Genomic DNA, 15,747 nt, shown 5'->3' with positions numbered 1-15,747 from the left:
AATAAAAAATGAGTTAATTCTCTGTGGATTATTCTATTCACTTAAGTCTCTCTATGAGAGGATGAAAAAGTAAGTCACTACACACCGGGTCATGCAAAAAAAAGCATGTTTATTTTTGCTTGTGTTTAAAGGTGAAATATGGATATTAATCAATCAGGTAAGATATTATATGTATTAGTTTTCATCTCACTCAATGCAATGTCCGATCATTTTAATGATGACAATGTCTGTTTTTATTCTGCTGATAATTATGTTGAAAGAAGTGATTCTAAAAGGTTTTGTGTGCCATATTATACGGAGGATGAATGGCTATTTAGTCAGTGGAATAATAATATATCCTCTATTAAAATTCCCTTAAATATTCAGGTCGATATATTCAGTGATTTTTCATTTACCGGAAATGCAAAATCACTCTATCAAGATACTAATGCTGATGATTTGAGAAAGTATGGATTAATGTCAGATATCAGCTCTTATCGTGTATTGCCAAAAACATTATATCCAGCCAGTAAACGAATCGTATTTAATTACCATTCAGATTTATTTCCAGAAAAATATTTTGGCTATAATTACTATATTAGCCATGGGCACAGCATTATCCTAACTCGAAAACATCATCCTACAGATGCTGACGGGCAAAGTTCATCTATATTTTACAGCCATGCTGGGCAAATTATGACAGCATTCACCGGGCAAGGGTTTGACCGTAATCTCTATTGCTTGCATACGACAGATCGACGAAAGAATAAGTTAAGTGCTGAGGTTACCTTTTCTTATTGTGACTTTTCTAATCTAGGTCAACGTTGGCTCCCCAAAAAAATAGAAGGGAAAAATGTATTAGTCAATCAGGGAACGGGTACTCCTCTGTTATTGGATGAAAAAGGATTTTATGTTGATTTAAATGCCAGGGAGAGTTTAGTCAATCATCTCTCAGGCCGAAGAGTGAGGAGTTACTATCCTGAAGATGAAATGGATATAGATACAATATGGTTTGATGATCAATACATTGAAAAATTAAAATCATCTGCAGTTAGACCATTTCTACAATACAAAGAAACGTTTGAAATGCTAAATGACGTAGGGCATCGTGATGCTGTTTTCCATCATTTAGATGAGCTTGATGATATTAATATCTATTGGGGTTCAGATGAGAAAAAACGGTGGGATGTTTACTATAATGCTGAAACGCAATATTTGATTGCTTATAATAAATTAAATGAAGAAGGAATGTTAACCGAGGCATCCTGCCTTTCGTTAGTCAATAATAAGAGTGACGGTGGCTCACCCGTTTCCTTCACCTATAATCGCAGTAGTTATAGCGATGACTCAATTTCATATCGCTGTGATAATGGCACCGCTTATAATATGTATACGCACCGATGGTATTTTATGCCAGATCAAGGTTATCGTTACTTAGTTAATGGTCATGAAAATAAAGTTTTGCACTTTTATATTAATGATAAACCGCAAAGAGTGACTTTTCGTGGTGCTTTAACCGGCCCTAAATTAGGGGAGCGTATTGGTCTGGCTGTCGATTTTAATGAACGAAAACCTCAAGATGCAATATTTATTGGTAATGAATCACTGATGCATGTGCTCGATGTGGAAAAGGGAGTCTGTGAAATGAGTGCCAGAGCACAAAATAATGGCACTCTTTGCGGTGGGCTAAATACATCTTGGTCCTCAACGGATTATAACGTACTGAAGGCGAGTCTTTGCCGTTTCTATATACCTTGGGTGTTATCACAAATAATGAATGCGTCACTTAATCATGGTGCTGTGGCTACTGCTCTGCGACAGCAAGCAACAACATTAGCGCGTCTTTTTGCACAAAATAGTGACTCGTTGGTTGACAATGCCGCATTACAACAAGTTAAAACACTATTAGTCGCGTTTTTGCGTAATGAAGACTCAACTAAAAACTCCAAAATTTGGGATCAAGTTGCCTATGTCCTTAACCGTGTTGATGTATTAATCGAGTGGGGGAAAAATTAGTCGGTATAGTTACGAAATGTGACTCACATCACATTTAACTTTACCCTCTCATTGAGGGCGGTATAATCTTGACGAATCTTTACAACTAAACTAAATGTTTAACATCTTCATTTTATAATTCACATCGCCAACAAGGCGAGGAATCCATTCATTATTAGTCAAGATTGCCACTGCTGCTGCGTAAACCGCACGGTAGTTTAGCTCGCAGTAACCCGCATCTGTTAACGCCATGTCTCTTAACAGCATGTCCATAAATGTAACGGATGAATACTGCGCGCGTGCTCTTTTGTGGAGAAAAAACATGTCGGTCACTCTCTCTCCGATACCTCAGGTGCGCGGTATTTCACGCCGTCGTTTACTGGGGTATGTCGGTGTCGGGCTGGTTAGTAGCCTGATGAATCCTCTCTCTCTGGATGCTTTCGCCGCATCTACCCAAAGTTCACCGCAGAATTTGGAACGATTCATGTTGGTGTCCCGGGCACTGACCGGAAAACGCCAGCTTAATGCACAGGTAGGCCAGCGTATTTATCAGGTCTTGCTGGGTAAAATCGGTGGTTTTGACCAGAAACTGGCTTTATTGCAACCCTTGCCTGCCGGTGAACCCGATCAGTGGTCGTCACTACAACAGCAAATTGCTCGTCAGATTTTACAAGGTTGGTATGTCGGCGTGATTGGTGAAGGGACTGACGCTGCTGTTATCAGCTATGAAAATGCGTTGATGTTCGATGCGGTATCCGATGTGTTGGTTATTCGCTCTTATTGCCCGAATAAACCTGGATACTGGGCTGCAAAGCCTGATGTCGCCTTATAATTTTGGAGAATACATTTATGGCTGACACACTTAAGGCGGACATCGTCGTTATTGGCTCGGGCGTTGCGGGTGGATTAGTGGCTCATCAATTAGCCATGGCCGGAAAATCTGTCTTGGTTTTGGAGGCGGGTCCACGTCTTTCACGTTGGGAAATAGTGGAGAATTTCCGCAATCAGCCTGATAAGTCAGACAATATGGCACCTTACCCTTCAACACCTTATGCTCCCCATCCGGAATCTAATCCTAATAATAACTATCTGATTCAAAAGGGTGAACATCCTTACGATGTACAGTATATCCGGGCTGTTGGCGGTACTACCTGGCATTGGGCTGCATCAGCTTGGCGTTTCCTACCGAATGATTTCAAGCTAAAAACAGTTTATGGCGTAGGGCGCGATTGGCCGATTGAGTATGCGGCATTGGAAAAGTGGTATTTCCGCGCAGAACAGGAATTAGGCGTGTGGGGGCCGAGCGATGAAGATTTAGGTTCACCCCGCAGTGAGCCTTATCCGATGGCCCCGCTGCCGCTATCTTGGAATGAACAGCGCATCAAAACAGTATTAAATAGCCACCATTTTAATGGTAGCCCTTTTCATGTGGTAACAGAGCCTGTTGCCCGAAATAGTCGCCCTTACGATGGCCGTCCTACCTGCTGCGGCAACAATAACTGCATGCCAATTTGCCCGATTGGTGCCATGTATAACGGCATCACCCATGTTGAAAAAGCAGAACGTGCTGGAGCTATCGTACGCCCACAAGCGGTGGTCTATAAGTTGGAAGTGAACGACCAGCAGCAGATTACCGCCGCACTGTTTAAAGATGCGCAAGGCAATGAACATCGTGCTGAAGGTAAGTATTTTGTGTTGGCGGCCAATGGTATCGAAATTCCAAAGCTGATGTTGATGTCAACCAGTGATAAAAATCCACTTGGTATCGGGAACAGTTCAGATATGGTTGGGCGCAACCTGATGGACCATCCGGGGACTGGCGTTACCTTTATGGCTAATGAACCCCTCTGGCCGGGGCGCGGGCCGCAAGAGATGACCTCATTAATTGGATTCCGTGATGGGGCTTTCCGCGCTGAGTATGCAGCGAAAAAAATCCATTTATCTAACTTGTCACGCACGGACCAAGTCACTATTGAGCAGCTTAAACAAGGTGATTTGCAACTGGGGCCGCAGCTTGACGCCAAAATTCGTGATCGGGCAGCGCGCTTTGTGCAATTCGATAGTTTCCACGAAATTCTGCCTCACGTGGAAAATCGCATTATTCCCAGTGCGACAGAAAAAGATGCCATCGGTATCCCAAAACCCGAGTTTTACTATACGATGGATGATTATGTTCGCAAAAGTGCGGTGCACACCCAACAAGTCTATGCTGAGGCGGCGAAGTTAATGGGGGGCACTGAAGTTCAGTTCCATAATAATTTTGCCAATAACAACCATATTACCGGCACCACTATTATGGGCAATGATCCGAAAGACTCTGTGGTGGACAGTGATTGCCGTACCCATGACCATAAAAATTTGTTTATCGCCAGTAGCAGTGTGATGCCAACGGTGGGGTCAGTGAATTGTACTCTGACCATTGCCGCGCTCTCTCTGCGTATCGCTGAAACATTAAAGGCCGAGGTGTAAGATGACAAAACAAAACCTGGGTCACTCAGTGAAACCCCTGCTGGTTGCATTAGGATTCGCCATCAGCGGGTATGCCAGTGCTGACGCTAATTTAATTGCGCGCGGTGAATATCTCACCAAAGCCGCTGACTGCGTGGCCTGTCATACCACCAAAGACGGCAAACCTTTTGCCGGTGGCTTGGCGTTTAAAACCCCGATGGGCACGTTATATTCGCCGAACATTACGCCCGACAAAGAAACGGGAATTGGTGGTTGGACGGATGAGGAGTTTTTGCGTGCATTACATGAAGGGAAAGGCAAAAACGGCGAAAATCTCTACCCGGCATTCCCTTATACCTCCTATACCTTGCTGAAAGATGATGACGTCAAGGCCATTAAAGCCTATCTATTCAGCCTGCCTGCAGTGCATCAACCAAACCGTGAGAATGATATGCCGTTCCCCTTTAATCAGCGCTGGGGATTGTGGTTTTGGAATCTGGTGAACTTCGACGGACAGCGTTTTGAACCAGATAGCAGTAAAGATGCGCAGTGGAATCAAGGCGCTTATTTTGTCGAGGCGTTAGGGCACTGTGGTGAATGTCACACGCCACGCAATATCACGATGGGAATGAAAGACAGTAAAGCTTATGCAGGCACAGAGGTCGATGGCTGGACGGCATTCAATATTACCTCAGACCCCCATGCCGGGATTGGCGGCTGGAGTCAGGAGCAGATTGTGCAATACCTGCGTAACGGCCATGTTGATGGCAAAGCCCAGGCTGCCGGGCCAATGGCCGAAGTGATTGAAAACAGTACCCGACATCTGACTGACAGTGATCTGAATGCTATGGCGGTTTACTTGCGAACACTGAAACCACTCAACCCGGACGATGAAACCAAGAGTCGCTCGGATTGGGGGCAAGCAGCGACTAGCGTCAATACATTACGCGGCATGCCTTTCATGGCAGATAACACCACTGACGGTGCGCGCCTGTATCTGGGGAACTGTGCTTCTTGTCATGGGTTTACAGGGGGCGGAGTGAAAGATGGTTACTATCCATCTTTAATGAAGAATTCTGTGGTGGGGGCATCAGCGCCGAATAACCTGATTAATGTGATTCTCCACGGCGTGTCGCGTAAAACTAATGAGGGCGAGGTATTTATGCCGGGTTTTGCAAACACATTGACGGATGAACAGGTGGTGAGTTTGAGTAATTATTTGCTGCAACAGTTTGGGCAACCGGCACTGAATATCAAAGCTGATGATGTCAAAACATTGCGCGGAGAGTAATTTCGCTCATTATTTATAAAAATATAAGGGAGCTGAGGCTCCCTTTTGAGTTTTCGTTAATTGCTCTTTTCAAGTTCGTTCGCCAGTTTATGAGCATTTATCTGCAAGTTTGGTGTTACATTATTCATACTATCAAAAAAATTAGGGAATTCCTCGCTAATTTTCACTGCCTGTTCATTATTGCAATGTAAGCTGTTGGATACGCAGTTTCGTAATTGCATGATCAGGTTTGACTTGTTTTCTTCGTTTAATATTATGTTGTTTAGTGTATGTGCTTTTTTATTTATTCTGTCAGAGCTAAGTCTTTCTTCATTTAAATTAAAACGCACCCCTCCGCCACAGGATATATAATTTATTTCATTTTCAACTCGAGTGTCATAGGTGAAAAGTCTCTTAATTGATGGGATGGTGTCAAAGGAAATATCAGGGTCAAAAATAAATACCACCTTATTTACTTGACTATTATCTGTATCTAACTGACTGAATTTAAATGATGTTACATTTTTATTCATAAGGTCGGAAATTTGTGGGCTTCCCATGTTTGCCTTGACGTAATATTGTTCCTCGCCACTTTCTAATTTAACCGAGTTAAGCTGGATTACTTTTCTATCACCTAACTTCCCAACGGTGTCTTCTGGTTCGAATTGGGGAGTCGCGGCGTGACTGATTGAATTTATAATATGTTCTATTGCATGTTTTCTGCTTTCTAATATTTCACTGTGGTTGTTTTTTTCTGATGATACACTATTTAATTGATTGATATGCGTTGTTGTAAGGTTCGGTGCATTTGATATAGGGCTCATAAATAGTCCTTTTAAAATTAACTGAATTGAAAATCTATTGTATTGAATAAATTCAAATTTACTATTCAGGTTTTTATCTGGTTTTCATCCTATACAGATATAAAGTTATTTAATCTTTTCATTATGCCAATGCATTAAAATGTAATCGCCGTCATTGCTTTTACCGGTCGCAATGGCGATCCAACCTTGTTTTTGATAAAACGCTAACGCATGCTGGTTTTTTGCCAAACATTTTAATGAACCATGGCTGTTAAATAGGTTTTGCGCTGCTTGTAATAACGCTTTGCCCACCCCGCGATGCTGTATTCTGGGATCAACAAACAAATTATGCAGAAAGCTTTCTTCCATGAAGATGGAAGCAAAACCGACGTGTTTATCACCCTCGATAGCCACCAGAACAGTTTCGCCCATCGTGGAGCGGTCAAAATCTTCTAGATGAAAACGCTCTTCGTCCAGCCAAGTGAATGCCGCGCGGCGTGATGCTAAATACAAGCTGCGCAGAAACGGGCGGTCACTCTTGTCATACTCACGAATGTTGATACTCATCCTGTGGTAATACCTCCAAGATAGGGCGTATTTATCGGATTTATCATTACGCTAGCCAATACATGATTGATCTTCTATCACCTGCTAGTGATAATAACAATTCTGACTCGGGGTGCCTGTCACAAACAGTGATAAGGCTGAGATATTACCCGTATTACCTGATCTGGATTATGCCAGCGTAGGGAAGTCTCGGTATCGCAGTGTACCGCCTTCTTGACCGCCGGTTAGGAGGAATATGTTCGTTCAACCTGCCGTTTTTTCTTCAGTTATCCCCTTTCGTACCTCATCCTTCGCTCGACACCCGAGTGTGAGGGCGTATTTATGAAACGCATTAATGCACTCACGATTGCAGGGACAGACCCAAGTGGTGGTGCTGGAATTCAAGCTGACCTGAAAACATTTTCTGCATTACAGGCCTATGGCACCAGCGTTATCACCGCATTGGTGGCGCAAAATACCCGTGGCGTGCAGTCGGTCTATTCTATCGAACCTGCTTTTGTGGCGGCTCAATTAGATTCCGTTTTAAGCGATGTACGCATTGATAGCGCCAAAATAGGTATGCTGGCAAATGCAGATATTGTCGATATTGTTGCCACTCAACTGCGCCGTTATCCCATCCCATTTGTGGTATTAGACACTGTGATGGTCGCCAAAAGTGGTGACCCACTACTGGCACCAGAGGCTGTCGATGCGGTACGCCGATTACTGTTGCCTCAGGTTGCCTTGATTACACCTAATTTGCCGGAAGCAGCAGCATTACTTGATTCTCAACCAGCGAGAGATGAGCAAGAAATGTGTGAACAGGGGCGGGCGCTGCTGGCATTAGGCTGCCAAGGTGTATTGATGAAAGGGGGCCACTTAAATGGTAAAGACAGCCCAGACTGGCTGTTTACCCCACACAGCGAACAGCGCTTTGTCACTCGTCGGGTTGACACCCGACATACCCACGGGACGGGGTGTACGTTATCTGCAGCACTGGCAGCATTGCGCCCCCGGTACACCAATTGGGCAGATACGACGAATGCCGCCAAGCAATATTTACAAGGGGCTTTGGAGCAGGCCGATAGCCTTGAAGTGGGTGAGGGGATTGGGCCGGTGCACCATTTTCATCAATGGTGGTAATATCCTTCATCCTTGATATTGCCGCGGTGTTAGCGGCGTTCATGCGCCCGAATCACTTACTCAAGTAAGCTCATCGGGACTTATTCGCTTGCTGCCTTGCCGCAATGCCAATGATTTTGGATATATCCTTCATCCTTGACATTGCCGCGGTGTTAGCGGCGTTCATGTGCCAATGATTTGATATTGTGTTGAACATAATTAAGTCAGGCTGCTGATTGATAAAGTCAATTTTTAGGGAGAGCACAGTGATGGGGTCGTAGTGGCGTAAGCCACCGGAGTGCCCCACGCTGTGCTAGGCCCGAGTATCTCGGCCTTATTACAAACTTTATTATTAAACACATTAAATGCTGTATTTAATTGATATCCGCTATCTGTGCCAGCAAATAACGCTGTGTCATTGCAAACATCGCCATGGCGCGCTGTAGATGATGTGCATCAAAACGATTCAGAAGGTAGCTATCGGCCCCTTTACGCGGGCGAATACGCAGTGACAGTTTTGGCTCGCCAGCTTCGTCCTTTATGAGGTCAAACTGATAGCTGCCAATCTCTTTTTCATTTTCTCGCCAGGAAATTTGTACTGCAGGTAATGGATTTTCTGTTGTTGGCTGCCTAATGGCAAAGAAATATTCCCCAGCCCAGAAACCCGTATAATCGCCATCAGCTTGCAAATGTTTGGTCTTGAAAATAGGGGCCGCCGCCAGTTGGCTGATTGCATCTGCGGTGATGTCTTGATGTGCTTGCTGCCACAGCGGAGTATCATGTTCTAACTGCCAGCAAGCAGCACCCAGATAATCATTCAATTCGCGCCAGTCATCATCCAACTGTTGGCGTAATTCTTCATCAAGAATATTGCGGTACTGCTGCATCCCACTGGGTTGGTCACCCAGTGTTTCATAAGTGATTAACTCCATCGTGCGCGGCTTACGGCGAAAACTCATCCACAGCACCATTTTAGGAATACGAAATTCAATCGACTGGATACTGAGCCGATAGCTGTCCCCTTTATTCACCACAAAGCCATTTGCAGTGCCACGTTTGTTCTGATAATTCCGTACCACAACCACGCTGTTTAGCCCCATCCAACCAGTGACATAGTGTTCACTGTCTGAGTTGGCGACATCCAGATCTATCACCATTTGGATGATTTTATCGCTCTCAAGCTTATCCAGTGGATGGGCATCCCCGGCAGAGTAATACAGTTTCTCGGGAGCTTCGGGTAACTCAAGGGTCAACATGCTATGGCCTTCTTCGAAAGTTTATGGACGAGAGGGTGATCGACTCATCATTATCTGGTTTATAGCTTACATCAACCTGTCATACAGATTGTGGTATACCGAGAATTAGGATGAAAAATCGTGCTATGGATCAACTTTTTCTACAGTTAGTGGTCCTAGACATGCAAACTAACATCACGCCTGCAAATTCATTGCACAGAGGCTAGTTCAAGGCCCGGCGAGTAGATCAATCAAATAATAAGGATTTTCGATAATGAAAGGTCACAAAGCCCTCCATTGTCTTGTTGCAGCAGCAATACTCAGCGCAAGCTCCTGGGCTATTGCGCAGCCAGCGACCTCTGTGGCGTCAGCGCAAACTGCATCTGCCAAGCCGCTTCCGACCACCGCCGATCTTTTGCAACAGCCGGTTTATAAAAACAGTTGGCAAAAAATGGTGAAGAGCCAGAAAAACTTGCCAGCGTGGGCGCGCAAAGGGGTTGGGACATCCGCACCGTATGAGGTCATTACATGGGAAGGGAAGGTGTACAAAGTGGGGCGAATCTGCAAACCTCATGATTGCAGCAATCAATTTATGTGGGTTGCATTCAGTCAGGATAAGAAACAAGTTTGGCAGGCGTGGGGGATGCGGGTTTCGGTAGATGATAAGCCACAAGCACTCGATAACCCAAGCCAGTTTGCGACATACCAATGGTTGGGCCGCCCTGATGAGCGCGTGCAAGCCATGCTGAAAAATCAGTTACAACAAGACCCAAACTGGCACTAATTTATCGCGCGGAGCATGATAATTTTCCTCAATTACCATGCTCCAGTGATCTGGGCGTGTCAGAGTCAGCCCACTCCGGCCTGATGCAGATCATGCAGATTAATCGCGCCAACCAACTTCCCATCAAGATTGACTACCGGTGCAGCACTGATATGGTGCTGATGCAGCGCTTCCAGCGCTTCGCCGGCACGCCATTGTTCTGGTAATCGGTAGCCGGGGCGAGTCATTGCGCCCGCGAGAGGTTGCTGCAGTGTTCCGCCCTTAACCAGCCAGCGGCGTAAGTCACCATCGGTAAAGACACCGACCACTCGCTGTTGTGGATCACAAACGGCCACCAGACCCAACCCGGTACGGCTCAACTCCAGCATGGCTTCCATGACAGTGTCGGATTCATTGACTACTGGCAGGCGATCACCGGTTCTCATTAAATGATGAACGCGATTAAGCAGCCGCGCGCCCAAACTGCCACCGGGGTGCGAACGGGCAAAGTCTTCTGCATTGAAACCGCGATGGCGCATTAATGCCATTGCCAATGCATCACCCATCATCAGAGTGTTCACTGCGCTGGATGTTGGTGCTAACCCCATTGGGCAGGCTTCGTGCTCAACACTGATATCCAGCACACAGGCGGCGCCCTGCGCTAATGGCGACTCTTTCCCCCCAGTAATCGCAATGACCGGAATATGGCTATCGGCTAACAAAGGTAGGATCAAGTCTAACTCTTTGGCTCGACCTGAATAGGAGATAAAAATTAGCACGTCCTGTGGGCCAATCATGCCCAGATCCCCGTGTAATGCTTCCGCGGGATGAACAAAGAAGGCGGGGGTGCCGGTACTGGCCAGTGAAGCGGCGATTTTTTTACCGATATGACCGGATTTGCCAATACCGGAAACGACGGCCTTACCGGTACAAGCCAGCAATAATTCACAGGCGCGGACAAAATTATCATCTAACCGCGATAACAAACGTTGAGCTTCAGTCAGCTCAATCTCCAGTGTTTCACGGGCATAGGTAATCAGTGGATTAGTCATCTTTATCAACCAGAATGATGTTAATGCCCATTTTCAATAGTGCCTGAAAATATTCGTCGCTAATGCCTTTATCAGTAATTAGGGTATCGACGGCACTGAGTGGACAAACGACATTGGGGCTTTTACGGCCAAATTTGGAAGAGTCAACCAACAGGATAATGTGGCTGGCGGCGTGACACATTGCGGTGCTGACATGATAAACTTCGTTGAACGTGGTGACACCGGCATTAAGATCAACACCATCTGCACCAATAAATAGCTTATCAAAACTAAACTTATCAAAAGCGGACTCTGCCAGACTACCGTGAAAAGATGCGGAGCCTTTACGGTAAGTGCCGCCTGGCATCAAGATGGTTTGGTCGTTATCCAGTTCAACCAACTCATTGACGATGTGCAGACTATTGGTCATCACCGTAATGTTGTTGAATTTTGTCAGGTGCGGCACCATTTGCAGTACTGTACTGCCCGCATCAAAAACCAAACTATCACCGTCTTTAATCAATTTGCTGGCGGCTTTGGCAATCTGTTTTTTCTTTTCGGTATTAATATGTGTTTTACGATCAATAGGTTGTTCAACATCGTCGCGATTTAATACCACTCCTCCGTAGGTTCGAATAACCGCCCCTTCATTTTCAAGGCTAGTTAAATCTTTACGGATAGTGGTGCCCGTCGTTGAAAAGTTGGCGGCGAGTTGATCTACGGCCGTTTTACCGTGCTGCTGGAGGTATTCCAGGATAGCGACTTGTCGCTGCTTTGGTTTCATAACGATTCCTGCTCAAGTATTTCCATTGCCTCTTTTTCAGGCATAACTTTCACATGAAAAAGAATAACTTTCATTGTGAAAATATCATGATTTCGGTTTAATCGCTAATGATAGTGCAGTTTGACATGTGGTATCCGTAGGGAAGATCACATCCGGGATTAAATCCTGCTGATGGAGTCCATGAAGGTGCGGTAATGTGCGCGGGCGGGCAAAAACACTGATTCCGCGCATGATCATGCTGTCGCTGACGCGCATATTTTCATCAAAAGCCAGTGCCATCACCACTCTGGGTTTAAATCGACCACCAGAACGGCCCACACCGACTGATTTACTGTGCTGACATAATCGGTCAAAAGCGCGGTTAAACCGATTGATTTGCCACCAGCCGAGCAAGATTTGCAGTACCCAGGCAATAATAACAACGGTAATTAGTGCAGATGTTGGTGTCATATTTTGCCTCTTTACTCTGCGCTCTGGGTGCTACAGCGGTGTTCGCTGCTGCGCTGTAACACCAAGAACTTTGAGTCAATAACGTTATACGGGCTTTAAAACATAACCTGCCCGCCGGTGATATTGATTGATTGGCCGGTGCAGTAGGCCGCTTTATCACTGGCATAGAACAGCAGAGTGTTTAATACATCTTGGTAATCGCAGCCACGTTTTAGTGGCACTTTATCGGTATAGTATTTTTCAACTTCTTCCGGTTTGATGCCCAATTTCGCTGCATACTGCGGCAAAAGTGACTGGAACATCGGCGATTTTAACAGATTGCCTAACATCAGTGAATGCACGGTGATACCGTAATCTGCCAAATCCAGTGCCAATGACTGCGTCAGACCAACACCACCAAATTTTGCGGCACTGTAACCTGAGTTGTGTTTGCTGCCCACTTTACCTGATTTGGAGTTGATTTGGATGATGCGGCCGGGAATACCATCACGAATCATCAAACGGGAGAACTCACGGGCACATAAGAAATAGCCCACCAGATTCACTTGCAATGAACGGTCGAAATCATCCAGAGGGAAGTCAGTAATGGGAGCGGCTTTGGCAATACCGGCACTGTAAACCAGTAAATTTGTCTGGTGGAAACTCTGATCGACAGCTTCAGCCAGCATTTTCACACTGTTTTCGTTGGTTGCATCAACCTGAAAACCTTGCGCGCTGCCAGCACCATACTCGGCATTAATCTGATCGGCGACCAACCGTGCGTTATCTGAATTTAAATCAGCAACGGCCACTTTATAACCTGACTCGGCCAGACCATGGCACAAGAATGCGCCCAGAGTTTGTCCACCGCCGATAACAACTGCTACTTGTGCTTGTGACATATACACCTCCAATACCCTCTGTGCTTGATGTTGCCGCGGTGTTAGCGCCGAATCACCGGTGCGAGTCAGTGATTCGGCGCCATTTCGAGTGTTACGACTTCTTCAATGACATTGGGTATAAATGAATAAATAAATTAGCGAATAAATTTCAATGAGCTGCCGACAGGAATATCACTGGGTGTCGGGCCGATAACATGTATAGAGCCGGGGAATTCAGGTTGCTCATCGCCGTTAAAACGGATTGTCACGTGGCCTAGCTCGCGTAGATTCTGGGTAGCAACTTCACCTACCGCAGTGATGACATAGCGCTTTTGTGCCAGTTCCATGATGTTGCCCGCCTGTAACTCCCCATCGGTGGTGCTGTGCTGGTGGATAAAACAGAACTCTTCAATATCTTTAGGCGCTCCTTCACGGAAGGTGATGAGCATGTCATCCAACAGCGCCTCGCGGGCGCTGTCGCCGATATTGATAATGGTTGTCTGATAAATAGTATTCATACGTACATCCTTAACCGTTGAATGTATTACAGAAATTTTTGTTATGGTGTTCTACGTCTTACTGATAAATAAAGGCTGATGCGGCCCAGGCAATCAATACTGTCGGTGCACCCGTCAGGAACCGGCCAACCAGTACTGATGGAACCCCTACGCGGACGGTATCTTGCTTCGCTTCTGCCAGAGACAGACCGACTGGGATAAAGTCACATGCCGCCTGAGCATTAATCGCAAATAACGCTGGCAGGGCTAATTGTGGTGGAATATTCCCCAAACCAATTTGTACCCCAACCAATACGCCGATAACTTGTGCAATAACAGCTCCTGGGCCTAAGAATGGTGACAGCAGTGGGAAGGAGCAAATCAGTGCCAAGAGCACTAATCCTATTGGGCTGCTGGCCAGCGGTGTTAAGCCATGGGCAATAAAGTCGCCCAAGCCGGATGCCATGATGATGCCGATTAATGCTGAGACGAAAGCCATAAATGGCAGGATGGTTTTCAGTACGGTATCAATAGTGTCACGGCCTGACTGGAAGAAGACGGCAACGACAGAACCCATGCCCATCCCCACTTTTGCCAGCAAACCATCACTTTGTTCGGTGATTTTCTTGCTGGTATCGTAATCTCGGCCGCCCTTGGCGGTATGGGTTTCAGCGGCTTTGGGTTCAGTGGCTTTTTGTTCAACTTCAACAGGTTCTACTTTCGAAACGGTTGCTGTGGCACTGTCAGTTCCACTGATTTTTTGAATATTCTTTTCACGGACGCCAGAAACATAAATATCTTCCAGTATGTACTGTGCCATCGGACCGGACTGCCCGGTTGAATGGATATTCACTGTTGGAATGCGGCGCTTTGGATAAAGGCCGCAGCGCAAAGTGCCACCACAATCAATGATGGCGACTGCAATTTCTTCTGCTGGTGGTTCGCCTTCTTTAAATCCATCGACGGCTTCCCAGCCTGTCAGTTCACTAATACGGTCAATAATGGCCGGGCGAGTCCCCGCAGTGATGTAGACAATTTTTTTACCGGGGACGATGGGCAATACTAATGGGCCACCCCAACCGCCTTCGCCTTTTTCAATCCGGATAAATTCACTCATGATCTGCTCCACACAGTCTGCCGTTAACAGGCATTAAAAGTTAACTGACACATTAAAGTTGTACAGTACGATCCAGACGGATACCCATCTTGCGTTCGAAGATGGAAGTCGTCAGGTCAGTAATCCAGCCGCGGAAGAAGTTGGTGACCAACCCGACCAAGAAGTAGCTCACCGCCAGCGGGCCTAATGGCAGGCCCAGTGTGGTTAAGCCACTGGCTATACCGAGATAGACGAACAATTCGCCAGGGTTAATGTGTGGAAACAAACCATTCATTGAATGGCAGCTATAAGAGGCTGCCGCGTAATAACTTGGCTTGTATTTTTCTGGCATAAAACGCCCAAGACTTAATGTCATCGGGTTACAGAATACAAAAGTACCGATCAGTGGCAGTAACAGATAACGGGAAACTGGGTTGCCCGCGCAACGTTGTGCTAATCGTTCAATTCTGTCCTGGCCGACGAACTTGATCAGGGCATTCATGATGACTAACAAACTAATTAATAAAGGTAAAATCCCGGTGACCATTCCAACAAAAACTTCTCCCCCTTTTTGGAAGAGTCCGATAAACCATTCGGCTCCATGGGTTATAAGTTCAATCATTCTTCTTCTCCTGTAATCGAGGTTATGGCTGTTTTTATGAATCTTTTTTATAAACTTTTGTTATAAAAAGAATTTTAAGACACCGCATGATAAAGCGGTTTCAAAATGCTGAAGTATCAGAATGAACTTCATCATCTTGTCTGTCGCCATGTGCACTACCATAATCATTTTTTAGATCTATTTATCGCATATAGATCACACTTTGAAAGATAAAGCTTTCAAAGTGAATATTAAAAATGAAAGAAA

17 protein-coding genes and 1 riboswitch are annotated in these 15,747 nt (G+C 45.6%); of the genes, 6 read left to right on the top strand and 11 right to left on the bottom strand.

Features of this window, described 5'->3' with window-relative positions:
• The first annotated feature begins 138 nt into the window (after positions 1–138).
• Positions 139–1,995: a hypothetical protein gene (locus HUZ92_RS12630; protein ID WP_145579818.1), complete on the top strand. Its 1,857-nt coding sequence runs from the start codon at positions 139–141 to the stop codon at positions 1,993–1,995.
• Between the two features lie 90 nt (positions 1,996–2,085).
• On the opposite strand, the gene HUZ92_RS12625 is transcribed toward HUZ92_RS12630, so the two are convergent.
• Positions 2,086–2,307 (bottom strand): hypothetical protein, encoded by a 222-nt coding sequence (locus tag HUZ92_RS12625; RefSeq protein WP_164908354.1) that lies wholly within the window; start codon positions 2,305–2,307, stop codon positions 2,086–2,088.
• On the opposite strand from HUZ92_RS12625, the gene HUZ92_RS12620 reads away from it, so the two are divergent.
• The 3 genes from HUZ92_RS12620 to HUZ92_RS12610 are packed head-to-tail and all read left to right on the top strand — an operon-like array spanning position 2,297 to position 5,713.
• Positions 2,297–2,806, top strand: coding sequence for a sugar dehydrogenase complex small subunit (locus tag HUZ92_RS12620; protein ID WP_050140674.1), 510 nt, complete (start codon positions 2,297–2,299; stop codon positions 2,804–2,806). The two genes, HUZ92_RS12625 and HUZ92_RS12620, sit on opposite strands and share 11 nt — an antisense overlap.
• A 17-nt stretch (positions 2,807–2,823) precedes the next feature.
• Entirely contained in the window at positions 2,824–4,443 is a 1,620-nt protein-coding gene (locus HUZ92_RS12615) for a GMC family oxidoreductase (RefSeq protein ID WP_145579817.1), read from the top strand.
• A 1-nt stretch (position 4,444) separates the two neighbouring features.
• Complete coding sequence (locus HUZ92_RS12610; protein WP_050140676.1) at positions 4,445–5,713, top strand: cytochrome c; 1,269 nt, start codon at positions 4,445–4,447, stop codon at positions 5,711–5,713.
• 56 nt (positions 5,714–5,769) lie between these two features.
• Here HUZ92_RS12610 and HUZ92_RS12605 read toward each other — a convergent pair whose 3' ends face one another.
• Positions 5,770–6,516 carry a hypothetical protein gene (locus tag HUZ92_RS12605; protein ID WP_145579816.1) on the bottom strand — a complete coding sequence of 249 codons (747 nt, stop codon included), beginning with the start codon at positions 6,514–6,516 and terminating at the stop codon, positions 5,770–5,772.
• 105 nt (positions 6,517–6,621) lie between these two features.
• Complete coding sequence (locus tag HUZ92_RS12600) at positions 6,622–7,062, bottom strand: GNAT family N-acetyltransferase (protein ID WP_050101387.1); 441 nt, start codon at positions 7,060–7,062, stop codon at positions 6,622–6,624.
• 98 nt (positions 7,063–7,160) lie between these two features.
• Positions 7,161–7,264: riboswitch (TPP riboswitch) on the top strand.
• 119 nt (positions 7,265–7,383) lie between these two features.
• Between HUZ92_RS12600 and thiD the strand changes: the two genes are divergently transcribed.
• Positions 7,384–8,184, top strand: coding sequence for a bifunctional hydroxymethylpyrimidine kinase/phosphomethylpyrimidine kinase (thiD, locus tag HUZ92_RS12595; RefSeq protein ID WP_145579815.1), 801 nt, complete (start codon positions 7,384–7,386; stop codon positions 8,182–8,184).
• Between the two features lie 353 nt (positions 8,185–8,537).
• Here thiD and HUZ92_RS12590 read toward each other — a convergent pair whose 3' ends face one another.
• Positions 8,538–9,419: a hypothetical protein gene (locus tag HUZ92_RS12590; RefSeq protein WP_050101390.1), complete on the bottom strand. Its 882-nt coding sequence runs from the start codon at positions 9,417–9,419 to the stop codon at positions 8,538–8,540.
• A 253-nt stretch (positions 9,420–9,672) separates the two neighbouring features.
• On the opposite strand from HUZ92_RS12590, the gene HUZ92_RS12585 reads away from it, so the two are divergent.
• On the top strand, positions 9,673–10,182 hold the full coding sequence (locus tag HUZ92_RS12585) for an inhibitor of vertebrate lysozyme family protein (protein WP_050101391.1): 510 nt from the start codon (positions 9,673–9,675) through the stop codon (positions 10,180–10,182).
• A 65-nt stretch (positions 10,183–10,247) separates the two neighbouring features.
• Here HUZ92_RS12585 and gutQ read toward each other — a convergent pair whose 3' ends face one another.
• The 7 genes from gutQ to srlA all read right to left on the bottom strand — a co-directional run bounded on the left by gutQ (position 10,248) and on the right by srlA (position 15,501).
• Positions 10,248–11,213: an arabinose-5-phosphate isomerase GutQ gene (gene gutQ / locus HUZ92_RS12580; RefSeq protein WP_050101392.1), complete on the bottom strand. Its 966-nt coding sequence runs from the start codon at positions 11,211–11,213 to the stop codon at positions 10,248–10,250.
• Positions 11,206–11,976, bottom strand: a complete 771-nt coding sequence (gene srlR / locus HUZ92_RS12575) for a glucitol operon DNA-binding transcriptional repressor SrlR (protein ID WP_050101393.1) — start codon at positions 11,974–11,976, stop codon at positions 11,206–11,208. The genes gutQ and srlR overlap by 8 nt, the downstream gene beginning before the upstream one ends.
• A gap of 84 nt (positions 11,977–12,060) precedes the next feature.
• Positions 12,061–12,426, bottom strand: a complete 366-nt coding sequence (gene gutM / locus HUZ92_RS12570) for a transcriptional regulator GutM (protein ID WP_145579814.1) — start codon at positions 12,424–12,426, stop codon at positions 12,061–12,063.
• Between the two features lie 95 nt (positions 12,427–12,521).
• The gene (gene srlD, locus HUZ92_RS12565) at positions 12,522–13,307 is read right to left on the bottom strand and encodes a sorbitol-6-phosphate dehydrogenase (protein ID WP_050140679.1); all 786 of its coding nucleotides are present in this window, start codon (positions 13,305–13,307) and stop codon (positions 12,522–12,524) included.
• Between the two features lie 134 nt (positions 13,308–13,441).
• Positions 13,442–13,804 carry a PTS glucitol/sorbitol transporter subunit IIA gene (gene srlB / locus HUZ92_RS12560; protein ID WP_050101396.1) on the bottom strand — a complete coding sequence of 121 codons (363 nt, stop codon included), beginning with the start codon at positions 13,802–13,804 and terminating at the stop codon, positions 13,442–13,444.
• A gap of 58 nt (positions 13,805–13,862) precedes the next feature.
• Positions 13,863–14,900: a PTS glucitol/sorbitol transporter subunit IIB gene (gene srlE, locus HUZ92_RS12555; protein WP_050295793.1), complete on the bottom strand. Its 1,038-nt coding sequence runs from the start codon at positions 14,898–14,900 to the stop codon at positions 13,863–13,865.
• Positions 14,901–14,952: 52 nt separating this feature from the next.
• On the bottom strand, positions 14,953–15,501 hold the full coding sequence (gene srlA / locus HUZ92_RS12550) for a PTS glucitol/sorbitol transporter subunit IIC (RefSeq protein ID WP_050101398.1): 549 nt from the start codon (positions 15,499–15,501) through the stop codon (positions 14,953–14,955).
• Positions 15,502–15,747: the final 246 nt, after the last annotated feature.

This window comes from Yersinia vastinensis (assembly GCF_902726565.1).
In the GTDB taxonomy this organism is placed as follows: domain Bacteria; phylum Pseudomonadota; class Gammaproteobacteria; order Enterobacterales; family Enterobacteriaceae; genus Yersinia; species Yersinia vastinensis.
The sequence above is the reverse complement of the archived record's forward strand: the minus strand, read 5'-3'. Positions and strand labels throughout refer to the sequence as shown.